Source organism: Arenibacter sp. S6351L, assembly GCF_023016025.1.
GTDB lineage: Bacteria > Bacteroidota > Bacteroidia > Flavobacteriales > Flavobacteriaceae > Arenibacter > Arenibacter algicola_B.
This window is the reverse complement of record NZ_JALKBB010000004.1, coordinates 231278-253770: the sequence shown is the minus strand read 5'-3', so window position 1 is coordinate 253770 and position 22493 is coordinate 231278. Positions and strand designations below refer to the sequence as shown.

The window sequence follows — 22493 nt, the reverse complement described above, 5'->3', positions numbered from 1 at the left end:
TATCACAGTATTACTCCTGTACAATTTATCCGATGCTTACTAATTGATAAAAGCCTTACTCTTCAAAAACAGTATTTGAGTAATTAATTTGCGCCTTGTCATCAATACTTTCCAAAATATTGAATTGCCTTTTCTCCAACAACCTGTCCCTTTTCTCTTTGGAGTAGGTGAATGCCACCCTTTGTGGATTACTTTTGCTTTCACCTCTATTGGACATAACGTACCCCATTCCGTTATTACCGGTTAGTAAAATTGAAAAGTCATCTTCAACACTATTGATATCGGTTCCAAGATTAACGGAAGTCCCCACTTTCCTTTGATCAACCTGAACCATGTACACATCCAGTCCACCAAAACCTTTTCTTCCTTCCGAAGCAAAGACCAGGGAGGAGCCTCCTATTATTTTTGGATAAAGATCGTTATCGTCCGTGTTTACCTTTTGACCTAAATTTTTAGCTACACTAAAAGATCCGTCGTTTTGAATGTCTGCTACGTAGATATCATATTTCCCAAAAGTACCGGGCATATTGGAGGCAAAGAACAATCTTCTTCCATCCGGAGAAACGGTAGGGTGGATGGCCGAATAATGCTGTGGTGCCAATGCAACTTCTTTTATGTTCTGCCATTCGCCATTTACCTTATTGGCCTTGAATATTCTGTGAACCAATTCTTTTTTTGAAAAGACCCCATACAAAGGTTTTGTATATACGGCCTTACTAAAATAGGCGGTACGGCCATCTTCGGTGATTGCAATTGGCGCATTATAGGCAAATTTAAACTTTTCCTTATCCTCAATATCAGACACCAACTCATTTTCTAATCCCAGATCTTCCAAAGTCAGTTCCCCGGACACCACTGGTTCTTGGGGCTGTTGAAAGTTGAAATCCCTATATTTGCCCACTTTTTCAGGATGATTGATATTTTCTACAGGGGCGCGTTTTATTTGATAGTCCCCTTTAATTTGGGCCAGCCAATCCTTATCTTCGGAAGTACTTTCCACAACTGTGGATCTAATTTTTTTTAGTGCGAAAAGATATCGTTCATAATAACTTGCCTTTGCTGTAGAATTGGTATTTGTATCTATTAACTTGGTATACCAAAATATAGCTTCCTCATAATTTTCGACCAAAAAGTTGGCGTTGCCAAGGTCCTCGAATATTTCGTTTTCCTTATAACCCAGTTTTAGAAGTTGTTGGTACTTGTCAGCTCTTTTGCTGTTTTCGTTACCATTGGACTGGCTGTAGGTAGAAACCTTGGATTCTTGGGCGGACAAAGAACAGAAGAATAACGTAATAATGCAGCCAAGTATCCCTTTAGTGCTATTGGATAGGTTCATATTATTAGATATTGGGGTGTTAAACTAGACAAAGGTCTATTAATTTGTAGGAATAATTATTAGTAAAATTTCATAGGTTTTTATTTTATTTCAATATTCCATCATCCAATTAGGGCTTGGAAGGTTGGCTCAGTGGCCGTGTACCAATGTGTTGCAACCATATCCCTTCCGGAATTTTCAAGAAAAAAAAACTGCCCAAAAAGGCAGCTTAATAAATTTTTCTATATTGATCACTATTCAATAATACCGGCGCAACTTATCCTTCCCCCGGCGTCGCCAGTGGGCTGGGTAACAAAATCATCCACACCTTGGTGTACTATCACGGCTTTGCCCAATAGGTTTTTGGTTTCGTCCGCGCATCCCAAACACCATTCGTCAGTAGAAAACTCCACGGTTGCATTACCTTGCTCGTCTGCTACAAAATTTCCAATATCTCCCCTGTGGTAGCCATCCGAAGAACCCCATTTACCATGAGAGGCAAAGGTTGGATTCCAATGTCCACCGGTAGATTTTCCGTCGGCCGAAGAACAGTCTGCTTTTTCATGGATATGAATGGCGTGTTCCCCTGGTGTTAGTCCGGACAAGCTAGCTTTCATGCTTACAGTTCCGTTTTCTTCAGTAAAGCTTACCTCACCTTTAACATTACTATCACTTTTTGGCTCCATGGGAAACTTTAGGGTCTTAACCTCAACCTCATTGTTTATTTCCTCGGCCATTGCTTCAACATTTTCCATAGCGTCTTTGGTTTCTTTCTTAGCCTCCTTACAACTGTAGGAACCAAGGAAAAGTAATACCAAGAACAATAATTTAATGTTATTCATCTTTCATTTTTTTTAGGTTCTCTTAAAATTAGCAATTTTGAGAAAGGATGTCAAGACCAGAAAGGATACACGTTATTTAATAACTTAATTGAGTCAAAAATTGGTCGATATAAACTAAAAATCCCCGTATTTGTACAAAACAAATACGGGGATTTTTATTCAAGCCTATTATTCCAAGGGAAGGAAACTTAGAATATGCTCATTCCTGAATCTTTAAGAATTATTTTTTTTGCACAAGGACATCGGCATGAACTGCAACTTCACTCCAAGTCTTACTAACGCCATCCTTACCTGTATGTAAAGCCTCACAGGCTTTATTTATGGACGCAACCGCATTCAAGGCGTCCCAGTTCTCCAAATTCATCACACCGTTAAAGGAATGGCCGTTATCGCCAGACACTTCATGTTCCAAGGGAATATTGGCAGTTTTTCCGTTAAGGGTAACATCTATAGAACATTTATCATCACCTGAAACTTTAAATACCCCTGAAATAAGTTCAGTATTATCCATAACACCGAAAAAGAATTCCAAAATCTTTGGATCTCTGGTTCCGGTAGCATCATTGGTAAATAAGCTGCTTACGGGAATACTAAAAGTGGTGCCGTTCAGGGCTTCCATGGCCGTACTGCCTTCAGTAGTATTTGTAATATTAATTTTGGTAAACTTGCCACCAACAGGCAATTTTTCAGTGGTCTTATAAGCCGTAAAACTTACTTTGGTTGAATCTTTGACCAGGCTAAATTTTTCGGAAGAGGCGGCCTCCAATTCTATGGTCCCACCATCTTGCCCTTTTTTGGCATCCTTACAGCTTATCCCAGTAATTAAAAGTAAACTTAAGCATGCAAAAGCGATTTTTTTCATGATTTTTTATTTGAAATATTAGCTATAAAGTTAAGCATAAAAAATATTGTCGAACAATTCTTTAAAATGAATTAATCATATTTTATTAAAGACCCGTTATTTTGGGATAGTGCATTGGCAAATTAATCATCCAATAATGTAGTAGTGATTTTTATCTCGCTTTTCAAGGTCCTGTGGACCGGGCATTTATCTGCGATCTCCATTATCCTGGCAATTTGTTTATTGTCCAGGCTGCCCGTAAGCTTAATGGCTCTCTGGAAAGTATCTATTTTTGCCTCACTTGAATCACAGTTCTCACAATCCGCTACATGTAATTTTTGATAAGAGGTGTGCACTTCCACATTCTCTAAAGGCCATTTCTTTCTTTTTGCATACATCTGTATGGTCATCACCGTACAGGCCGATAGACCGGCAGATACCAATTCGTAGGGAGAGGGACCAAAATTATTGCCACCATATGAAATAGGCTCATCTGCGGTGATATAATGACTCCCAACTTTCATTTGAGTAGTAAATCCATCAGCACTATCCAAACTGGCCACCACTTCTTTTTCCGTTTCCAAGGCTATGGCACCGGGCATCTCCAAATACCTTTTGGACCATTTTCCAATAATCTCCCCGGTATAGGTAGCGTCCTTGGGGTTACTTAGCAAATGGTCTGCCCCATCCAAAGAAACAAAGCTTTTCGGATGGCGAAGGGCAATGTAAATCTCCTCTGCATTTTTTATTTCAACAACTTTGTCCTGGGGAGAGTGAAGAATCAAAATAGATTTTCTATTATTCTTTAAAGTTTCCTGATAGGATTGTGATTTTAAATCCTCCAAAAACTGTTTCTTTATGGTAAAGCTTCTTCCTCCAATATTTACTTCGGCAGTTCCATGATCCTTAATGGTTTCGATATCATTTTTAAAAATGTGTTTTACATGTAAAGGATTGGACGGTGCACCAATAGTTGCAACGGCCCTTATGGATGATATTTTTTGCGCGGCAAGAATGGCCGCAGCTCCACCCAAGGAATGGCCAATGATCAATGTTGGAGCAGTGTAATGCGTTTCCAAATATTTGGCCGCTTCCAATAAATCTTCCACATTTCCAGAAAAATTGGAATCTGAAAATTCACCCTCACTTTCACCAAGACCAGTAAAATCGAATCGTAAAACCCCAAAGCCTTCAGCGGTAAGGGCCCTGCTAATATTCCTAATGGCGGTAAAGTTTTTATTACAGGTAAAACAATGGGCAAATAGTACAAAATTATGCGGATGTTGGTTGGCAGGAAGGGACAAACGCCCTACCAAAGTTTCTCCGTCCACATTTTTAAAATTTACTTTTTGATGGTTCATAATATTATTTTTTCTTCAGTACACCCCTTAAGTCGGGATTATAGGTAACACCTATCTGTAATCGGTCATAATCTGCCCCTGAAAAATGATTTTTTAGGTAGCCAATTTGTACGCTCAAATTATTGGTCACATTAATTCCAAGAGCAGCGTAAAGGCGGTTTTGACCAAAAATATCATCCTGAAGATTGATAAAGATCTCATCGTAGAAATTAAGGAAAAAAGTATTTGTCAAAGGAAGTGTCATCTGCAAACGATACCGCATCCTATGTTGCACATCGTTACGATCCCCAAAATCCAAAAAACGTTGTTCCAGGGTATATCTGTGTTCAAAGTTAAATTCCCACACCTTATTTTTCAGGAAAAATCGTTCAAAAATGCGGTGCTCAATAGAATTAGTTTCATCCGGGAATTCCTCAAAACTGCCATCCGTAACAATATAGCCATATCCAAAAGTGGCCCATGCATTGGCATCAATATGATAGTTTAAACCCGTTCTCAAAAGCAATTGGTTAAAATTTTCGGCCTGTTCGTAATAGCGGAGCTGTGCTTCCGTATGGATACTTAATTTATTGCTAATCTTGTTAGTACCAAAATACATGTGCCAAGATCCCAACTTATTTTCACCATTTTCCTGTGCTTTCATTGTAAGGGTTGAGATAAGGATAAGTAAGCCTAAAATTTTCTTCATAATGTTAACGCGTTTCTTTTTTTGTGTTTGTTTCTATTTTTTAAGTTTAATTTTAGGGAGTCGATAGCACCCAAGTCCCAAAAATACAGTTTCTACAGAAATCCCTATTTATTTCGGGATATCCGGTCAAAAACATTCTATTTCATCATGATTCCGGACCCCAAACAAACATCCAAAATCCTGAATGAATTTTCAAAATCCAAGTAAGGTTTTTTTATGGGAATAACAGATATTAATTGTTTTTGGCATTAATGGCAATTTCCTTCAACTTTTCATCTATAGATTCCTTGGACAACCATTTTCCCCGTACCATAACACCGGAAATATCTTTGAGCATCGAAATATCCATTAAGGGATTGGAATTTAATAATACCAAGTCGGCATCCAGACCTTCCTTTATGCTTCCAAAGCTATCCTCCATCCCAAAGAATTTAGCCGGGTTAATGGTTCCGGATTGCAAAATCTCCAAAGGAGTGAGTCCTGCGGCTATCATCCCTTCCACCTCATGATGAATGGAAAAGCCAGGCACGTTGAACAATTGTGGTGCATCCGAACCTAATAACATTCCATGCCCATTCTCCTGTAGTTTTCGGATCAACTGCCTTCTTATGGCCGTAAATTTATTCCATTGCTCTTCGTTAAAACCGGTTTCAGGTTTAGTGGATTCATCCTTTCTTCTCTTCCAATTATCCAAAGTGGAAACGGGCATATATTTCATTTCCGGTTGCTTCAACAATTCGTCGGAACTTACCGGAGCAAACCACCTCTCAAATAAACTCTGTGTGGGTACAACCCATATCTGGTTCTTTTTGGACAGGGCCACCAATTCATCAATTTTGGAAGTATCGGCCATAGGGGTAAAGGAGTAGCCAAAAAACCCATTGGCAGAAGGGTCAACGCCTTCAGATTCCGGCACAAGTCCTTCCAAATAGCCATCAACATGGTCTATGGAAGCATATTTACTTTCCAGTGCGTGACGTATGCCAACCATTACAGGCACATGGCCAGCAAAGGGAATATTAAGTTCATTGGCGGTTTCCACCATTTGATCAAAAACCTCCAACTGCATCCCCGGGTGTATTTTAAGAAAATCGTAGCCCTCATTCTTATAAGCGGTAACTTTCTGGACAGCCTCTTCCTTGTTGGTAACGGAATTGCCATTAAATGAAGGGCTTGAAGTAAAAATTCTCGGACTCAAAACTTCCCCTTTTAACGCCTTTTCCCTTAATACCAGATGGGTAGGATGACCCAACATTCCCCTAATGGTGGTGACACCATTGGATAGGTATAGATATAAAGTTTCCTCAATACGGGTATCGCTGGTAGGAGGCTGGGGAATGTGCGCGTGCATTTCTGCCAGTCCGGGAATAAGGTATTTGTCCTTAGCTTCAATTTTATTAGGATATTCCTCAGCGTTCTCGACAGACTCAACTATTTTTTTAATTTTCCCAGAGTCGATTACTACCTGCCTATTTTTTAGGATATTACCGTTACTGACATCAACAATATTGACATCCGTTATCAATATGGCCGTTGTGCCAATACTTTTCTTTTTTGGAGAACAGGAAAGAAACGTTACAATACAAATGAGTAAACTAATTATTTTCATGTTGATATAGGTTTAAAGTTAATACGCAATGCCGTTATTGGTGGCAGGGGGAATTAACCAATATGGACAACATGTTTTGTCCTGAATTATATATTCAAGCTAGCCTAAAAAATAAGGGGTCTACCTGTTTCTAACATATATTAATTTAAAACGTCCCTTGACATTTTCGCGTTGGTCTATTTCAAAGTTTTTAATGGACTTTATCAATGGTGTCAATTTTTGAAAACCATAGTTACGTGAATCAAAATTTGGCTGCTTCTTCTGAAGGAGGCTACCTACATCTCCCAAGAAAGCCCATCCATCCTCATCGGCAAGATCTGATATAGTGGAGGCTATAAGCTTAATTTCCTTTTGGGTAATCTTATCCACATTATCTTTCTTATCCCGCTTACTATCCGAAGTTTCAGAGGAGCTTTCCTCTGATTGATTTTTAAGAATTTCGATATAGATAAACTTATCACAAGCTACAATAAAAGGATTGGGGGTTTTCTTTTCCCCAATGCCAATTACATTCATACCGGCCTCCCTTAACCTTGTGGCCAAACGCGTAAAATCGCTATCACTGGAAACAATACAAAAACCACTGACCTTATTGGAATAAAGTATATCCATGGCATCAATGATCATAGCAGAGTCTGTAGCATTTTTACCAGTGGTATAAGCATATTGTTGAATTGGGGTTATGGCATTTTCCAACAACAAATTCTTCCATTTGGACAATTTGGGATTGGTCCAGTCGCCATATATTCTTTTTATGGTAGGGTTGCCATATTTGGCAATTTCCTCCATCATTTCCTTTACATAGGCAGAGGGAATATTGTCACCGTCTATTAGTACTGCTAGATTTATGTCCATTTTAATAAATTATTGGATTTAGATTTTTACGAAGCTAACCATTTATTGGTCGCGCGACTTTTTATTTTCTTTGCAAAGCGATATTATTTCACTTATCCGCTTCTGTCTTGTGACTTCCCGTTTGGCTTGCTTGAGCCAATAAAGATAGCTCTTTCTATAACTGGGGGCAAACCCTTGATAGTTAGCGTAGGCCCCCGGCTCCGCATCGAATGCAAGTTGCAGATCCTCAGGGACAACACCATTTTCAACATCGTCCAAAGCATTCCAGGAACCATCTATTTTTGCTTCCTTAATTTTCTCCAGTCCGCTGGGGTGCATTTCCCCCCTAGATTTGAGTTCTTTAATATAGTTTTTATTTAATTTACTCCAAACACTTTTTGGCTTTCTAGGACAAAAATATTGCTGTCGTTTACCATCCCCAAGACTTTTAACCGTACTGTCTATCCATCCAAAACACAGAGCAACCTTTACCGCATCCTCCCAGCGCATACTATCCTTTTCGTGTGCTACTTTATAGAAAATAAGATGTACACCAGTGCAACTGCTGTGATTGGCCTCTAACCAAGCGCGCCATTCGACGTCCGATTTAAAATAAAATTTTTCAATTGCTTTCAAGAATTACATTTTCTTTTGGTCCACATAAAAGTTCTTTTCCACATTCACCGATATGATATCCTTTTTAAAAGATTTTGACTTCCAATCGGAGGTGGGGTAAAACCACTCTTCGGTACTATTTACATTGATTTTTAGCGGCATGTCAAAACCATCTACTATGTTGGTATATCTAAATAACAGTTGTTTGCCTTTTACCTGGTATTCCAGCATGGGTATTTTAACAGTACGCAGATATTGGTCAAAAAATTGGGTAAGGTCTATTCCCGAAGTGCTACTGATATATTCTTCTATCTGTTTTGTAGTAACAGTCTTATGATAGAACTCTGTATTGAGACCACGTAAAACGGTCCGCCATTTTTCATCATCATCCACCAATTGCCTTATGGTATGCAGCATATTGGCACCCTTGGAGTACATATCTCCAGAACCTTTTTGATTAACGTCATAGACCCCAATAATAGGTCTGTCGTTTTGAATATTCCCCCTGGTACCAATAACATATTCCGATGCAGCTTCTTTACCAAAGTGGTAATCCACATACAAATTTTCCGAATAGGCGGTAAAACCCTCATGAACCCACATGTCGGCTATATCCTTATAGGTAATATTATTGGCAAACCACTCATGACCCGATTCATGGATAAGGATAAAATCGAATTTTAGTCCCCAACCTGTTTTTGAAACATCCTTGCCCAAATATCCATTCTTGAACTGATTTCCGTATGTAACCGAACTTTGATGCTCCATCCCAGGGTATGGCACTTCTACCAGTTTATAACCGTCTTCGTAAAAAGGGTAGGGGCCAAACCAATGCTCCAAGGCTTCCATCATCATTGGAGCCTGTTTAAACTGTTCCCTGGCCTTTTCCTCGTTATCCCGAAGCACATAATAATCCATAGCCAATTTTCCCTTTTCCCCATTGTAGGTTTCACCAAAATGAACATAATCGCCCATATTGATGTTTACCCCATAATTGTTGATAGGATTGGACACATACCAATGATAGGTATTACTATCCTTATTTTCCACCACTTTTAGAAGCCTACCATTGGAAACATCCATCAAATCTTTTGGAGTTGTAATGTTTATGGCCATACTATCTACCTCATCGTACATATGGTCCTTATTTGGCCACCAGACGCTGGCGCCCAAACCTTGACAGGAAGTAGCTACAAAATGTTTTCCATTGTTATCTTTTTTCCACGAAAAACCTCCGTCCCATGGGGCACGGACCGCCTCTTTTGGATGGCCGGAGTAATATACTTTTATTTCATTTACCTCCCCTTTAAGTTGTGGCTTCTTAAGGGTGACAAAATGGGCATTCCCATTTGATTCCCATTTTAAATTTTCTCCTTCCTGGGTGATTTTTTCAATAATTAAGGGCGGTTGAAGGTCTACTTGAAGCCGCTGCTGTTCCTCCAAAACCGTATAACGAATTATATTACTACCCGAAATAAATTTTTCCTCAGGTTTCACTTCAACACTCAAATTATAAAAATTAAGGTCCCACCAAGAGCGCTCCGGGGTAATACTGCCCCTTAGGGAATCCTGTTCTGTGAAATTATGCTGTTGGGCATAGGAGGAAAGTCCAATAGCCAACAACAATGTTGTAGTAATTTTTTTCATTTTAAAAGAGTTATTAATTTCTTCCATGACTTTTCGTAAGCCATAGTATTAGGTCCATAAGCTTCTTCGGCACCCCTACTCATAAAAGCATGCCCTGCATCTTCATATATGTCAAAAGAATAAGGGTTGCCATAATCTTTCATTGTTTTTTCGGTGTCCGGAATCGTTCCATTTACCCTATTATCGGCAGCACCATAAAAACCATAGACTGGCGATTTAATATTTTTTAAGGTCGTTAAATCCTTTGGGGCTGTACCGTAATAAACCATCACACTTTCCAGATCCGGGTTAAGTGCCGCATATTCAAAACTCTGGGATCCACCCCAACCGAATCCAACAACGGAAATTTTACCATTGACGGATGGGTCATTTTTTACGTAATTATAGACCAGGTTCAAATCTTTTGTTATTTGCACCTGATCCAGGGCATAAATGGCTTCCCTGACTTTATCTGCATTTTCAAAATCGGTCGTTTTTTCAACACCTTCAATGCTATTAGATATCAGATCTGGGGCTATTACCAAAAATCCCTGTCCTGCTACCTTCTTTGAAAAAGTCATAATCCAATCATTCAATCCCAAATTTTCGTGAATTATAATCACTGCTTTGGTAGCTGCACCGCTTTCAGGATATACGACCAAAGCCTTTAATAGGCTACCGTTATCCCTTTCGAAATCTACCCATTCCTGATGTATGGGGCTTTCGGAAAGTTGCTGTGATCCTTGGGCTGATAAAATCCAGGTAAAACCCAAAGTGAGGACAAGTAATTGCAAATTTAATTTCATAAAATTTATTTCTAACCTTCCTATCTTACCTTATAATTGCATTTGGAAACACCACTAAACTTTCAAAACCGCCCTTCCCAACAGCAGACACCCCAAAGAAAAAATTGTCGAGCACTACGCCTTCCAAAGTAAATTCAGAAACGTCACTTACAAACCTGCTATGGTCCCAAGTAGGGGAGGTGGTATCCCTCCAATAGATTTTATATCCGGTTGCTCCGGGAACCTTGCTCCATTTAAACTTTGCCGAGGGTTCTACAATACCTCCAATACTCACCTCTTTTGGGGACGGGGGTGCCCAAGCCAAGGAAGCCAGATTAATGGCGTTCACTGAAGTTAGTTTTTTGGCGTAATCAAAATTTACATGCTCCAAAACATCACCATAGGCAATTCCATTTTCAACCCGAATATCCTGATGCTGTTGGGTGTAATTTTCATGTGCCTCCATTATCCTTATTCCGGCATAGCCAGCATCATTAAAAGGGCGGTGGTGTCCACCACGTCCAAACCTATCCAATCTATAGATCATCATTGGGTTCATTTCCGGCATATAAGTTTTCACGTTCTTATATACGTATCTGGCCAATTGTCTGGAAATACCGTCCACTTCTCCTCCATAAAACCTGCGCATATTCCTTTCCCTTTCCGTCTCGGTCGGGGGCACAGGTTCAGAAAAAATCCTAAAATCGGTATTGCTAATAATTCCATCTCCCCCCTTAATATTGCCTATCATATCATTATTGAATATTCCAATAATATCCCATCCCTTTTCCTTGGCGCTTTTTACCAGGCCCTGGCCTCCAAAAAGACCTTGTTCCTCTCCTGAAAGTCCTAGGTATATGATACTGTTCTCAAATTTATAATTGGATAGGACCCTTGCAGCCTCTATAGTCCCCGCCATACCACTGGCATTATCATTGGCGCCAGGAGAATCTGAGGTGTAATTATTGGCGTCGCTAACGCGCGAATCAATATCCCCGCTCATAATTATATAGCGATCCGGATATGTAGTACCCCTTTGAATTGCCATAACATTAACTACCCAGACATCCTTAGGTATCCGATTGCTTTCTTCCTTTTTAACCAGGTCCCTTTGATAGGTCACTTCAAGACAATTATTGCAGTTGTTGGAAATTCTTTCGAACTCACTTTTTATCCAGCGTCTTGCTGCACCTATTCCCCTGCTATTGGAAATAGTATCACTCAGAGTATGACGTGTACCAAAGTTCACCAAAGTAGTGACATCATTTTTAATTCTTTCGGCCGAAACTTTGTTGATTATATCATAGATACGCTGGTCTGTTTGCCCCATTAGGCATAAAGAAAATAGGAATATACAAGCAATAGCAAATTTGTGCATTCGTCTTGGTTTTTAACTTGGTAATTTACGTTTATCCGTAAAATTAGCTTCTTAATTATTTGTTAAGTCCTCCTTTTCGCATAGCCCATAATCCAAGGACAGGACCAATCGTCAGAACTGTAAAAATATAGCTTGAATCTACAACTTCCAACCAGAAAGTTAGCAATTGTATGCTGATTATACTGATGGAAAAACCAATGCAGTTTACCAAGGTAAGGGCAGTACCCTTTAACTCTAAAGGGACTGCAGACGCAACCAAGGTGGAGAATTGGGGCGAATCTGAAACTACAAACATTCCCCATAAGCAAAATGCCAACAGGAACAGAGAAGCGGGCAAGAGAAAAAACAATGGGGAGGTCATACAAAGAAACCCTGACAGCAGCAATGAAATCACAGCTACTTTCTTACTGCCCCACCTAAGTGCAAAATGGCCGCCAATAGCACATGAAATACCGCCCAGACCAATAATAAAAAATGTCCATAAGGAAAATGGAAGATGGTTATTATGAATGGAATTGTATGTTTTAATTGCAAAAGGAATGAAGGCCCAGAAGGCATATAGCTCCCACATATGCCCGAAGTAGCCTATGGCTGCTTTCTTAAAGGCAGGAATCTTAAAAAGTGCTATTCCCGCTCTTAGCTGCAATACCTTACTTGGTTTTCTATAAGGACCATTGGGGACCAGAAAGTAAATGAATACCCCACCCAGTATAGCCAATAAGGAGGTTATTTTTATTACAATGGTGTAATCTTCACTCAATTTCAAACCCTGCAGTAAATGTGGAAATGCCGTACCCAACACCAACGCACCCACCAAATATCCCAAGGCCTTGCCCAGGCCTTTTTCATAGTAATCGGCTGCAATCTTCATCCCTACAGGGTAAATGCCCGCAAGAAAAAAGCCGGTACCCAATCTGGCAATAAAAAGTGTAGCATTGGAGATGTCCTGAAGCAGAAGCAACATATTACATGAGGCCGCCAAGAAGGCGCTGAACATAAAGACTTTGGAAGGGGAGTAGCGATCCACAATCATTAAAATGGCAAACACCAAGGTTCCCAAAATAAAACCTATTTGGACCGAAGACAGTACATAACCAATGATTTCGGTTCCCAATCCTGTTTTTAAGATTAGGTCATCCAAAACGGCGTTCCCTGCAAACCACAAGGAGGTGCACGCAAACTGCGAAATAATAATGATAGGCAGTATATACCACCCCGTCTTCAATTTAGTACTGGGTTTCACAATGGACATGCAAGAACAAATATGATGGAAAATGCTTGTAATAACCCACTATGGATTACGAAAGATTTTCCTTATTCTATTCGATAAAATGCTCCAATAATCCACGGACATTTTTAATACTGTCCAAATAATAGCTGGCCTGGGTTTTTTGTCGACCCACCTTTACCGTAATGGCACTTTCCGGTAATTCTTGAAACATAAACTCATCGGTCCAATCATCGCCTATGGCAAATACAAAATCATATTCCTTTTGTGAAAACACACGCATAGCCGCCCTACCTTTGTTTACATTGCTGCTCTTAATTTCTATGACCTTATTTCCGTTAAGAATACTCAGATCGTCGTTGGCTATTAGACTTGTAAGTACCGTATTGAGTTCGGTGGCCCGTTTTTGCCCAAAATCTGGATCGGTCTTTCGGTAATGCCATGCCAAGGAATAGTTTTTTTCTTCAATAAAACTACCCGGGGTCCTATCCACAAAGGATTCCAGTACTGGGTGAATTTTTTCCATCCAGTCTTTTTTTACATTCTCCAGCATTCTAAAAGCTTCCCCATTTTCGGAAATCCACACCCCATGTTCCACAATCATATTGTACTTCTTTGGCAAAAACCATTTGGTAAAGGTGTCCTTGTCACGACCGCTAATTAAATAGACATCCGTGTTCTCCAATGCGGACAAGCGATCTAGCAAACCATATAATGCTTCATCTGGATTCGCTTTTTGGGGATCGCCATGAAACCCTGCCAAAGTACCGTCATAGTCCAAGAACATCAATCTTTTTTTAGATTTCCCATAATCCTTCATTATAACCTTTAAAATGTCATTGGACAGCCTGCGCGACTTATAGGAATGGTCTATTAGTTTTTGATTTTTCAAGGAGGTCATAAAATCATTGGCCCATTTTTCAACGTTATACCTTTCCAATCTTTTTTGCAAAATGGCATTTCTTGCCTGCTGCTCTTCTACCGGCATATTTATAGCCTCGTATAGTGTATCGGCAATTTCTTCAAAATTATTGGGATTTATGAGTAGGGCTTCATTCATTTCATTTGCGGAACCAGCCATTTCACTAAGGATAAGAACACCGGTTTTATCCGTTCTTGTTGCAATATATTCTTTGGCCACAAGGTTCATCCCGTCCCGGATAGGGGTCAGCCAGGCAATGTCGCTGGAGGTATATAGATCTATTAGGTTCTCGAACGGCATGGAGCGGTAGAAGTACCAAATGGGTGTCCAACTTACCGTAGAGAATTCGCCATTGATCCTCCCAACCAATTCGTCTATTTCTTTTTTTAATAATTGATATTGTGGCACATTTGACCTTGATGGCACCGCTAGTATAATAAGTCTAACCTTTTCTTTGTACTGGGGGTATTTGTTCAAAAAATACTCAAAAGCATTAAGTCGCTTTGCAATCCCCTTGGAATAATCCAATCTGTCTATAGATAAAAAGAATTTGGCATCTGGGTCCGATTCCTTGTGCATATCCAGCCTGCGCTGTAATTCGGATCGTTCACCGGTTTTGTTTTCATCATGTTTTTTTGCGGCATCGCTAAATTTCTTATAGTCGATTCCCATTGGAAAAGAATCTACTTTAATGACCCTATCCTCTAAATAAATATCATTAAAACTAACCTCAAGCCCCAATAACCTACGTACAGAACTTAAAAAATGCCTTTCGTAATCATAGGTATGGAAACCGATCAAATCCGATCCCAACAACCCCATAAGAACTTCCTTACGCCAAGGTAAGGTTCTAAAGATCTCGTAGGACGGAAAGGGAATATGCAAAAAGAAACCAATAGAAATATTTGGGCGTTTTTCCCTAACCATTTGTGGTACCAGCATTAATTGATAGTCATGTACCCAAATGGTATCGTTTTCCCCAGCTTCTTTAAGAATGGCATCTGCAAATTTTTGATTAACGGATTTATAGGTGTCCCAGCTTTCCAGCTCAAACTCTGAATACTCCAAAAAATAATGAAAAAGAGGCCATATGGTACGGTTGCTAAATCCATAATAAAAGCCATCTACTTCCTCCGAAGTTAGATTTACTTTGGACGATCCGTGTTTTGCCAATGCCTTGTCAATTTCAGGAGCAAGTCCGTCCGGAATCTCTTCATCCGTTAATCCACTCCAACCGATCCATAAACTATCTCCTCCCGTATGAACAGATTTCATACCCGTTGCCAATCCACCTACACTTGGTATTGCAGTGATGCTTCCATTGTCAATTTGTAATTGTACGGGTAGTCTATTTGAGATTATGATAGTTTTGTCCATAATTTGCTTTTTTTAAGAGTTTATAGCATTAAATTTCCTTAAATTTCGGTAAAATGATGTGTAAAACCTACTATTTAGGTTTATTTAAAGAATAAAATGATATATGGATAATTTAGACTACGGAATAATAGGAAATTGTAGAAGTGCAGCTTTGATTTCTAAGAAGGGTTCATTGGATTGGTGTTGTTTACCAGAATTTGATTCTTCATCCATATTTGCAAAAATTCTTGATGAACAAATAGGAGGTAGTTTTGAAATCCTAGTGGATGATACTTACACCATAGAACAGAAATATATTCCCCTTACCGCAATCTTGGTCACTAAATTTTCTGATGGTCAAAATAGTTTTGAGATACAGGATTTTATGCCCCGTTATTACAAGCATAGTGGTGACTACAATGCACCACCAGAAATTATACGATATGTAAAGCACCTTTCCGGCAAACCGGTGTTCAAGGTATTGTACAATCCAAAGTTGGAATATGCCATGGGGAAAACAAATACCTATGTCAAAGAAGATTTTATAGCTAGTTTAACCCATGAAGTAAAGTTCGATACCTTTTTTCTTTACACTTCCTTTGATAAGGAAAGTGTCCTGGCTCAACAGGAAATAGTATTGGAAAGCGATGGTTATTTTCTCTTAGGCTACAATGAAAAAATTTTTTTACCAACCCTGGAAAGGGTGTATTTGGAACTGGAGCGTACCAAGGTGTATTGGCTAAACTGGTCCAGTAAGACACCCACTTATAAGAAATACGATGCCGAAATAAAAAGAAGCGCCCTAACTCTAAAAATGCTGAGTTACGATAAGTCGGGGGCAGTTCTTGCTGCTGCAACAACCTCGCTTCCCGAAACCATAGGGGAGGTTAGAAATTGGGACTATCGCTTTTGCTGGATCCGGGATGCCTCCATGGTTATCAAGGTTGTTGGCCAGTTGGGACATAAGAATATAGCCAAACGGTATTTACAATTTATAATAGACCTTATTCCTGATAAGGATGAGAAATTGCAGATTATGTACGGCATCAACAAAGAAAAAAAGTTGACCGAAGAGACTTTGGACCACTTACAAGGTTACAAGGGTTCCAAACCTGTAAGAATAGGAAATGCCGCTTACAAGCAGCGACAAAATGATATTTATGGCATCCTAATGGACGTCATATATACCCAATTGGAAAAATTTGACACGGAAATAGAAAATGGGGAAGAGCTTTGGGGAATTACCAAGGGTATAGTGTGGATCGTAAATAAGCATTGGCAAGAGGCCGATAAGGGAATTTGGGAATTCCGTACAGAGGATAGGCATTTTACGTTTTCAAAAATTCTTTGTTGGACAGCCGTTGACAGGGCTATTAAAGTGGCCGAACTTTTTGGTAAGCATCGTAAAATGGATAAATGGCGTACTCTGGAAAAACAGATCAGGGAAGATATCCACCAACATGCTTGGAATGAAGAAAAACAGGCATTTACACAATCCTATGGGTCGCCGCATTTGGATGCCTCGGTCTTATTAATGGAATCCTACGGCTTTATCGACCCCAAAGACCCAAAATATGTAAGCACAGTACTGGCCATTGAAAAAGAACTTTGCAATGACGGATTACTGTATAGGTATAAAAATGAAGATGACTTTGGACTGCCCTCCTCATCCTTTACCATTTGTACCTTTTGGTTCATCAATAGCCTTTTTAAGATAGGTCACGAAGAGAAAGCTATGAAACATTTTGACCAATTGTTAAGCTATAGCAACCATTTGGGCTTGTTCAGTGAGGATATAGATTTTAAGACCAAAAGGTTACTGGGGAACTTCCCGCAAGCCTATTCACACTTGGCATTGATAGAATGTGCTATGAACTTCTCCAAAAAACACAGTGAAATGGAAATCTTGGAATCCCTTCAAGACCACGACAAGTGATGTAGTTGGCATAATAATTACAAAAGGAAATCCATTGATGGAAGGGGAATAATTATAATTGATCGGAACTAAAATTTCTCAAAAACACCCAGACCAAATAAGGCAAAATCATATTTTACCGGATCCTGTGAATCCAATTTTCTTAGATTAACATCCAATTCCGCCAGGGCCTTGCCGTCGTTCTGTTTGCGTTGGATCAGGCCCAGTTTACGGGCCACATTGCCCGAATGAACATCTAGTGGGCATGACAATTGCGAAGGTGAAATTTTATCCCAGATACCAAAATCCACGCCGCTGTTATTATTTCTTACCATCCAGCGCAAGAACATATTGATTCGTTTTGCCGCAGACCCTTTTTGAGGGTCGGAAACATGTTTTGTGGTTCTTGGCTGATGGTCCAGCTCAAAAAAAATGGTCTTGAATTGGGAAATGGACATTTGCAGGGATGTTGTATCCCCTTTCAAGGCGAATGTATTCTCCAATCCACCATGTTGCTTATAAATATTGTTTAAACTGCGTATGAAATACGTTAGGTCCTCCCCATTAAAAGTCCTATGCACAAACCCTTGAAGGTTTTCCAGATCCTTTTCTTGATGGTTCATTACAAAGTCGAACGGGGAATTATCCAACAGTTCCATCATTCGCTCCGAATTGTTGATGATACTTTTTCTATTGCCCCAAGCAATCGTAGCGGTTAAAAATCCACTGATCTCAATATCTTCTTTTTTTGTGAATCTATGTGGAATCCCCAAAGGGTCTGTAGATAAAAAATCTGGGCGATTGTATTGTTCTACCTTAGCATCCAAAAATTCTTTCAGTTCTTCCTGCGTCATGGCAAAGGGAAATTTAAAAAATTATAAAGAAGTATGGGAGTGATGAGTACGCCATTATACATGGCGTGCAAACAAATAGACCATCCTAGTCCCAGTTTAACACGAATGTACCCCAAAAATACACCTAAGATTAATTGTGGCGCCACTAATAGTGGTGCAATATAATATACTTCCCTAGACATTTCAAAATTGGTCATATGCACGGCCGCAAATAATAAAACAGAAGCATAAAGAATAAATTTGAAATATTTCTTATTCTTAAACCAAATCAACGGGCCTCTGAACAAAATCTCCTCGACCGCTGGAGCAAAAATCACTGCCATAAAGAAAAGCGGAACTATGGAGTAATTCTCTAGAAATTTGTCAATGGCATGTTCTCCTAGATCAATTTTTAGAAGACCTATCAACCATTGATTAAAAATGCCAACAGTCACACCCATTATAATACCCCATTGTAGAAGGGCTAATACAATCTTTATTTTTAAGGGATTTGGGACATGGTCCAAGCGTTTATAAACAGGAGCTTTTGTAAATTCCCAGACCTTGGCAAGCATTTTCATTGCGAAATGGAACCATCCACCATGGTTAGCTTTCTATCGGCCATATTGGCAAGTTCCTCATTATGGGTTACAATGACAAAAGTTTGCCCAAAGGCATCCCGAAGATCGAAGAACAATTTATGAAGATTATCCGCACTTTCAGAATCCAAATTACCGCTGGGCTCGTCCGCAAAAATAACGGCAGGGCTGTTCACCAAGGCCCTTGCTACGGCTACCCGCTGTTGCTCGCCGCCAGAAAGTTCATTGGGTTTGTGTTGCAACCTATGTGAAAGTCCCAGAAACTCCAGAAGTTCTGCTGCCCTTAATTCTGCCTTTTCCTTTTTCGTTCCCTTAATAAATGCAGGGATACAGACATTTTCCAAGGCTGTAAACTCTGGCAACAACTGATGAAATTGAAAAATGAAACCAATGTGGCTATTTCGAAATTTGGCCATAGCCTTATCCGATAATTTAGTTACATCCTCGTCATTAATCAGCAAGGTACTGTCATTCTTATTGCTTAGGGTATCCAAAGTACCCAGTATTTGCAAGAGAGTAGTTTTACCAGCTCCAGAAGGGCCAACAATAGATACCACTTCTCCCTTTTTAATATGCAAATCAACTCCTTTGAGCACCTGGAGATTGCCGTAAAACTTATTGATATTGGTAGCCTTGATCATCATTCTTAATTATGGGTTGAAAGTAAACATTAACAAGAAGAATACAAAATAGTTATTACCCACATGGCCCTTTCTTATCAAATTTAACGGTAGGTAGAAAAAACACGACCGTTTAGGAAAAATTCTGATAGAATATTCTTTTTATTATAATACGGTAATGATTATATTGTGATGGCGACAAAAGAATAAATTTTAGGACAAGGCATTTATGACACAATATAGAAATTTGGAAGAATACAACCTGGAAATTACCGACGAGGTAAAATCCAGATACTCATCTATCATTAAGGAAATAGGGGAGGACCTCAACAGGGACGGACTTATAAAAACTCCGGAGAGAGCGGCGAAGGCCATGCTTTTTTTAACCCAAGGGTACAAGCAGGATGCTGTAGAAATTCTGAAAGGAGCCATGTTCAAGGAGTCTTACGATGAAATGGTAATCATTAAGGATATTGAAGTGTATTCTTTGTGCGAACACCATATGCTGCCCTTTTTTGGCAAAGCCCACATAGCCTATATCCCCAATGGCCATATCGTTGGCCTAAGCAAAATTCCTAGGGTGGTGGATGTTTTTGCAAGACGTTTGCAGGTGCAGGAGAGACTCACCAATGATATCCTGGAATGTATTAACAACACTTTAAAACCACAAGGTGTGGCTGTTGTTATAGAGGCTTCCCATATGTGTATGATGATGAGAGGAGTGCAAAAACAAAATTCCGTAACCACTACATCAGGCTTTAGAGGTCAGTTTGAAAAAATAGAAACTCGGAACGAATTTTTGAAATTGATAAGTTCAAAGTTATCTTAGGACTTTGTACTATCAAAAGTTCAAAATTTTGGCATCTTATTTGATTTAAGGCTGCTGTAAATTAATTGGTAAATACATCTACATTGAAAGACCATAAATTAAGAAACCTATTTTTGGGATTGCTTTTTGACGGGATAGGAATGCTTTCTTTCGTTATTCCAGGGATCGGGGAATTTTCAGACGTGATCTGGGCTCCCGTTGCCGGCTGGCTAATGACCAGATTATACAAGGGCAAAATAGGACGGGCTGCAGGGGTAATAACCTTTATTGAAGAAATGCTGCCCGGCTTGGACATTGTTCCAACATTTACGATCATGTGGTTTTATACTTATATTTTTAAATCTAGTAAAAACAAAAAAATTATATCGGCCGAGTAATTTCATTTTGAAGTTATTAAAGTACATTCAATTACCTTAGGACAAGCCAGCCCCTTCCGCTAAAGCTGGCAAACGTCGGAGCATTCAAATCTCACTTAGTGAATAAAGTCCAGTATAAATATATTAAGTGACCAATGTTACTCAAGTTTTCCGATATCTTTCTTAGATTTATCTTGTATTATAATATTAAGTAAATGAAAAGAAGAAATTTTGTCAAAAAGACCAGCTTAGGGTCTTTGGCAGGAATACTGGGTTTGGAAATTGTATTTGCTGCTAAAATCCCAGAAAACTACACCCCATTGGGGCTTCAGGATCCGGACCCATTTCAAATGTTCAACAAGGATAAGGCAATGGTAGTCTTAAACAGCAAACCGTGGAATATGGAGGCGGTAGCCCATTTGTTAGACGATAGGATTACTCCCAATAAATATATGTTTATCCGAAACAATGGACTGGTTCCAGAAAATATCAATGTCAATGAATGGACTATTACTTTTGATGGTGAATCGGTAAAAGAAAAGAAAACTTTCACCTTGGAAGAATTAAAATCAAAATTTACCCATCATACCTACCAACTTACAATAGAATGTGGCGGCAATGGACGGAGCGAATTCGATCCGCCTGCAAAGGGAAACCAATGGACAGTAGGGGCCGTAGGTTGTGCCACCTGGACAGGGGTTCGCCTTAAGGATGTACTTAAAGAGGTAGGGGTCAAGGATGATGCCGTGTATATAGGCTATCACGCTGCAGACCTACACCTAAGTCGAGATCCCAACAAAGAACCTATCTCAAGGGGGGTTCCCATTTCCAAGGCCATGATGGAGGAAACCCTGTTGGCCTTTAAAATGAACGGAGAGGATATTCCCCTAGTACATGGATACCCATTGCGTTTGGTATGTGGGGGCTGGCCAGCCTCTACTTCAGGAAAATGGGTAAATAGGATCAGCGTGCGAAACATTGTCCATGATGGGGAAAAAATGACGGGAACCTCCTATAAGGTGCCCTGTCATCCAGTTGCTCCTGGAGAAGATGTTAAAGAGGAGGATATGTGCATCATAGAATCCATGCCAGTAAAATCCTTGATTACCTATCCCAAATCAGGAGCGGTGATTCCCAAGGGAAAAAAACTGAATATTAGAGGCCATGCTTGGGCTGGGGAATTGGAAATTTCCAAAGTATCCTATTCCATTGATTTTGGGGCCACTTGGTCCAATTGTATTTTGGAAAAACCTGCAAACCGATTGGCTTGGCAGCATTTCAAAGCGAGTATAGATTTTCCAAAGACAGGGTATTATGAGGTTTGGGCGCGGGCTACAGATTCCAACGGAGTAAGTCAACCCATGTTGTTGCCCGGATGGAACCCAAAGGGATACCTTAATAACGCATGCCATAGAATTGCGGTAAAAGTAAGTTAAATGAGCAAACAGAATAATTTTAGAAAACAGGTCAAGTCCTTCTATAGCATTTTAGTGGTTGCCTTTGTTATGGTACTACTGATAGGCGTCTTGGGCGTTACCTATATGATGGACCCGTCCGCATTTTCATCCAAAAAGGATTCTCCAAATTCAGAAGTCGTTAATGTAACGCCTGATAATGATGATTGGGATAAAATAGAAAATGGCATCCACCTAAGAACAGGGTTTAAGGATGGGGAAGGTTTAATGACGGTGGTCAACAACTGCACCAATTGTCATTCCGCCCAATTGGTCATACAAAATAGGATGAACGAAGAGCGATGGATAGAGACCATTCGCTGGATGCAAAAAACACAGAACCTATGGGATCTAGGGGAGAATGAAAAGGTTATTGTGAATTATTTGGTCACCAATTATCCGCCGAAAAGTAAGGGAAGGAGGGAAGCGCTGACTAATATAGAATGGTACCCATTGGAAGAGTAATGGATCATGGGTATAACGTAAA

21 protein-coding genes are annotated in these 22493 nt (G+C 39.6%); 5 read left to right on the top strand and 16 right to left on the bottom strand.

What is annotated here, in order from left to right:
• Positions 1 to 55: 55 nt before the first annotated feature.
• The 13 genes from MWU82_RS05575 to MWU82_RS05515 form a co-directional block, all read right to left on the bottom strand.
• Complete coding sequence (locus MWU82_RS05575; protein WP_215948301.1) at positions 56 to 1336, bottom strand: cell envelope biogenesis protein OmpA; 1281 nt, start codon at positions 1334 to 1336, stop codon at positions 56 to 58.
• Between the two features lie 233 nt (positions 1337 to 1569).
• A complete protein-coding gene (locus MWU82_RS05570) occupies positions 1570 to 2157 on the bottom strand; it encodes a superoxide dismutase family protein (protein WP_215948300.1) in 588 nt (195 codons plus the stop codon).
• A 220-nt stretch (positions 2158 to 2377) separates the two neighbouring features.
• Positions 2378 to 3019, bottom strand: a complete 642-nt coding sequence (locus tag MWU82_RS05565; RefSeq protein ID WP_215948299.1) for a YceI family protein — start codon at positions 3017 to 3019, stop codon at positions 2378 to 2380.
• A 122-nt stretch (positions 3020 to 3141) separates the two neighbouring features.
• A complete protein-coding gene (locus tag MWU82_RS05560; RefSeq protein ID WP_247095534.1) occupies positions 3142 to 4359 on the bottom strand; it encodes a bifunctional alpha/beta hydrolase/OsmC family protein in 1218 nt (405 codons plus the stop codon).
• A 4-nt stretch (positions 4360 to 4363) separates the two neighbouring features.
• Positions 4364 to 5047: a DUF2490 domain-containing protein gene (locus MWU82_RS05555; RefSeq protein WP_247095532.1), complete on the bottom strand. Its 684-nt coding sequence runs from the start codon at positions 5045 to 5047 to the stop codon at positions 4364 to 4366.
• Positions 5048 to 5279: 232 nt separating this feature from the next.
• Positions 5280 to 6656 carry an amidohydrolase family protein gene (locus MWU82_RS05550; protein ID WP_247095531.1) on the bottom strand — a complete coding sequence of 459 codons (1377 nt, stop codon included), beginning with the start codon at positions 6654 to 6656 and terminating at the stop codon, positions 5280 to 5282.
• A gap of 120 nt (positions 6657 to 6776) precedes the next feature.
• Entirely contained in the window at positions 6777 to 7511 is a 735-nt protein-coding gene (locus MWU82_RS05545) for an NYN domain-containing protein (protein ID WP_215948295.1), read from the bottom strand.
• Between the two features lie 42 nt (positions 7512 to 7553).
• Complete coding sequence (locus tag MWU82_RS05540; protein WP_215948294.1) at positions 7554 to 8126, bottom strand: YdeI/OmpD-associated family protein; 573 nt, start codon at positions 8124 to 8126, stop codon at positions 7554 to 7556.
• A 3-nt stretch (positions 8127 to 8129) separates the two neighbouring features.
• Complete coding sequence (locus tag MWU82_RS05535) at positions 8130 to 9752, bottom strand: M1 family metallopeptidase (protein WP_247095529.1); 1623 nt, start codon at positions 9750 to 9752, stop codon at positions 8130 to 8132.
• A complete protein-coding gene (locus MWU82_RS05530) occupies positions 9749 to 10537 on the bottom strand; it encodes a dienelactone hydrolase family protein (RefSeq protein ID WP_247095527.1) in 789 nt (262 codons plus the stop codon). The genes MWU82_RS05535 and MWU82_RS05530 overlap by 4 nt, the downstream gene beginning before the upstream one ends.
• A 25-nt stretch (positions 10538 to 10562) precedes the next feature.
• A complete protein-coding gene (locus MWU82_RS05525; protein ID WP_247095525.1) occupies positions 10563 to 11894 on the bottom strand; it encodes a M28 family metallopeptidase in 1332 nt (443 codons plus the stop codon).
• A 55-nt stretch (positions 11895 to 11949) separates the two neighbouring features.
• On the bottom strand, positions 11950 to 13146 hold the full coding sequence (locus MWU82_RS05520) for an MFS transporter (protein WP_247095523.1): 1197 nt from the start codon (positions 13144 to 13146) through the stop codon (positions 11950 to 11952).
• 67 nt (positions 13147 to 13213) lie between these two features.
• Positions 13214 to 15421, bottom strand: a complete 2208-nt coding sequence (locus tag MWU82_RS05515) for a bifunctional alpha,alpha-trehalose-phosphate synthase (UDP-forming)/trehalose-phosphatase (protein ID WP_215948289.1) — start codon at positions 15419 to 15421, stop codon at positions 13214 to 13216.
• 103 nt (positions 15422 to 15524) lie between these two features.
• Between MWU82_RS05515 and MWU82_RS05510 the strand changes: the two genes are divergently transcribed.
• Entirely contained in the window at positions 15525 to 17336 is a 1812-nt protein-coding gene (locus tag MWU82_RS05510) for a glycoside hydrolase family 15 protein (RefSeq protein WP_247095522.1), read from the top strand.
• 68 nt (positions 17337 to 17404) lie between these two features.
• Here the strand turns inward: MWU82_RS05510 and MWU82_RS05505 are convergent, their stop codons facing one another.
• The 3 genes from MWU82_RS05505 to MWU82_RS05495 are packed head-to-tail and all read right to left on the bottom strand — an operon-like array spanning position 17405 to position 19388.
• Positions 17405 to 18169 carry a TIGR02757 family protein gene (locus MWU82_RS05505; RefSeq protein ID WP_247095521.1) on the bottom strand — a complete coding sequence of 255 codons (765 nt, stop codon included), beginning with the start codon at positions 18167 to 18169 and terminating at the stop codon, positions 17405 to 17407.
• Positions 18166 to 18729, bottom strand: a complete 564-nt coding sequence (locus MWU82_RS05500) for a CPBP family intramembrane glutamic endopeptidase (RefSeq protein ID WP_247095520.1) — start codon at positions 18727 to 18729, stop codon at positions 18166 to 18168. The genes MWU82_RS05505 and MWU82_RS05500 overlap by 4 nt, the downstream gene beginning before the upstream one ends.
• Positions 18726 to 19388: an ABC transporter ATP-binding protein gene (locus MWU82_RS05495; RefSeq protein ID WP_215948575.1), complete on the bottom strand. Its 663-nt coding sequence runs from the start codon at positions 19386 to 19388 to the stop codon at positions 18726 to 18728. The genes MWU82_RS05500 and MWU82_RS05495 overlap by 4 nt, the downstream gene beginning before the upstream one ends.
• Before the next feature lie 208 nt (positions 19389 to 19596).
• Here MWU82_RS05495 and folE point away from each other — a divergent pair, with 208 nt between their 5' ends.
• From folE to MWU82_RS05475, 4 genes are all read left to right on the top strand, one after another.
• Positions 19597 to 20196: a GTP cyclohydrolase I FolE gene (gene folE, locus MWU82_RS05490; protein WP_215948285.1), complete on the top strand. Its 600-nt coding sequence runs from the start codon at positions 19597 to 19599 to the stop codon at positions 20194 to 20196.
• Positions 20197 to 20336: 140 nt separating this feature from the next.
• Positions 20337 to 20573 carry a hypothetical protein gene (locus tag MWU82_RS05485; protein WP_247095546.1) on the top strand — a complete coding sequence of 79 codons (237 nt, stop codon included), beginning with the start codon at positions 20337 to 20339 and terminating at the stop codon, positions 20571 to 20573.
• 194 nt (positions 20574 to 20767) lie between these two features.
• On the top strand, positions 20768 to 21988 hold the full coding sequence (locus MWU82_RS05480; protein ID WP_215948283.1) for a sulfite oxidase: 1221 nt from the start codon (positions 20768 to 20770) through the stop codon (positions 21986 to 21988).
• A complete protein-coding gene (locus MWU82_RS05475) occupies positions 21989 to 22471 on the top strand; it encodes a monoheme cytochrome C (RefSeq protein ID WP_247095519.1) in 483 nt (160 codons plus the stop codon). It abuts the gene before it with no gap.
• The last annotated feature ends 22 nt before the right edge of the window (positions 22472 to 22493 follow it).

Excerpts from the sequence above, each read along its gene's own strand:
- MWU82_RS05575 (WP_215948301.1), bottom strand. The coding sequence starts at position 1,336 with ATGAACCTATCCAATAGCACTAAAGGGATACTTGGCTGCATTATTACG.
- MWU82_RS05570 (WP_215948300.1), bottom strand. The coding sequence starts at position 2,157 with ATGAATAACATTAAATTATTGTTCTTGGTATTACTTTTCCTTGGTTCC.
- MWU82_RS05565 (WP_215948299.1), bottom strand. The coding sequence starts at position 3,019 with ATGAAAAAAATCGCTTTTGCATGCTTAAGTTTACTTTTAATTACTGGG.
- MWU82_RS05560 (WP_247095534.1), bottom strand. The coding sequence starts at position 4,359 with ATGAACCATCAAAAAGTAAATTTTAAAAATGTGGACGGAGAAACTTTG.
- MWU82_RS05555 (WP_247095532.1), bottom strand. The coding sequence starts at position 5,047 with ATGAAGAAAATTTTAGGCTTACTTATCCTTATCTCAACCCTTACAATG.
- MWU82_RS05550 (WP_247095531.1), bottom strand. The coding sequence starts at position 6,656 with ATGAAAATAATTAGTTTACTCATTTGTATTGTAACGTTTCTTTCCTGT.
- MWU82_RS05545 (WP_215948295.1), bottom strand. The coding sequence starts at position 7,511 with ATGGACATAAATCTAGCAGTACTAATAGACGGTGACAATATTCCCTCT.
- MWU82_RS05535 (WP_247095529.1), bottom strand. The coding sequence starts at position 9,752 with ATGAAAAAAATTACTACAACATTGTTGTTGGCTATTGGACTTTCCTCC.
- MWU82_RS05530 (WP_247095527.1), bottom strand. The coding sequence starts at position 10,537 with ATGAAATTAAATTTGCAATTACTTGTCCTCACTTTGGGTTTTACCTGG.
- MWU82_RS05525 (WP_247095525.1), bottom strand. The coding sequence starts at position 11,894 with ATGCACAAATTTGCTATTGCTTGTATATTCCTATTTTCTTTATGCCTA.
- MWU82_RS05520 (WP_247095523.1), bottom strand. The coding sequence starts at position 13,146 with ATGTCCATTGTGAAACCCAGTACTAAATTGAAGACGGGGTGGTATATA.
- MWU82_RS05515 (WP_215948289.1), bottom strand. The coding sequence starts at position 15,421 with ATGGACAAAACTATCATAATCTCAAATAGACTACCCGTACAATTACAA.
- MWU82_RS05510 (WP_247095522.1), top strand. The coding sequence starts at position 15,525 with ATGGATAATTTAGACTACGGAATAATAGGAAATTGTAGAAGTGCAGCT.
- MWU82_RS05505 (WP_247095521.1), bottom strand. The coding sequence starts at position 18,169 with ATGACGCAGGAAGAACTGAAAGAATTTTTGGATGCTAAGGTAGAACAA.
- MWU82_RS05500 (WP_247095520.1), bottom strand. The coding sequence starts at position 18,729 with ATGAAAATGCTTGCCAAGGTCTGGGAATTTACAAAAGCTCCTGTTTAT.
- MWU82_RS05495 (WP_215948575.1), bottom strand. The coding sequence starts at position 19,388 with ATGATCAAGGCTACCAATATCAATAAGTTTTACGGCAATCTCCAGGTG.
- folE (WP_215948285.1), top strand. The coding sequence starts at position 19,597 with ATGACACAATATAGAAATTTGGAAGAATACAACCTGGAAATTACCGAC.
- MWU82_RS05485 (WP_247095546.1), top strand. The coding sequence starts at position 20,337 with ATGCTTTCTTTCGTTATTCCAGGGATCGGGGAATTTTCAGACGTGATC.
- MWU82_RS05480 (WP_215948283.1), top strand. The coding sequence starts at position 20,768 with ATGAAAAGAAGAAATTTTGTCAAAAAGACCAGCTTAGGGTCTTTGGCA.
- MWU82_RS05475 (WP_247095519.1), top strand. The coding sequence starts at position 21,989 with ATGAGCAAACAGAATAATTTTAGAAAACAGGTCAAGTCCTTCTATAGC.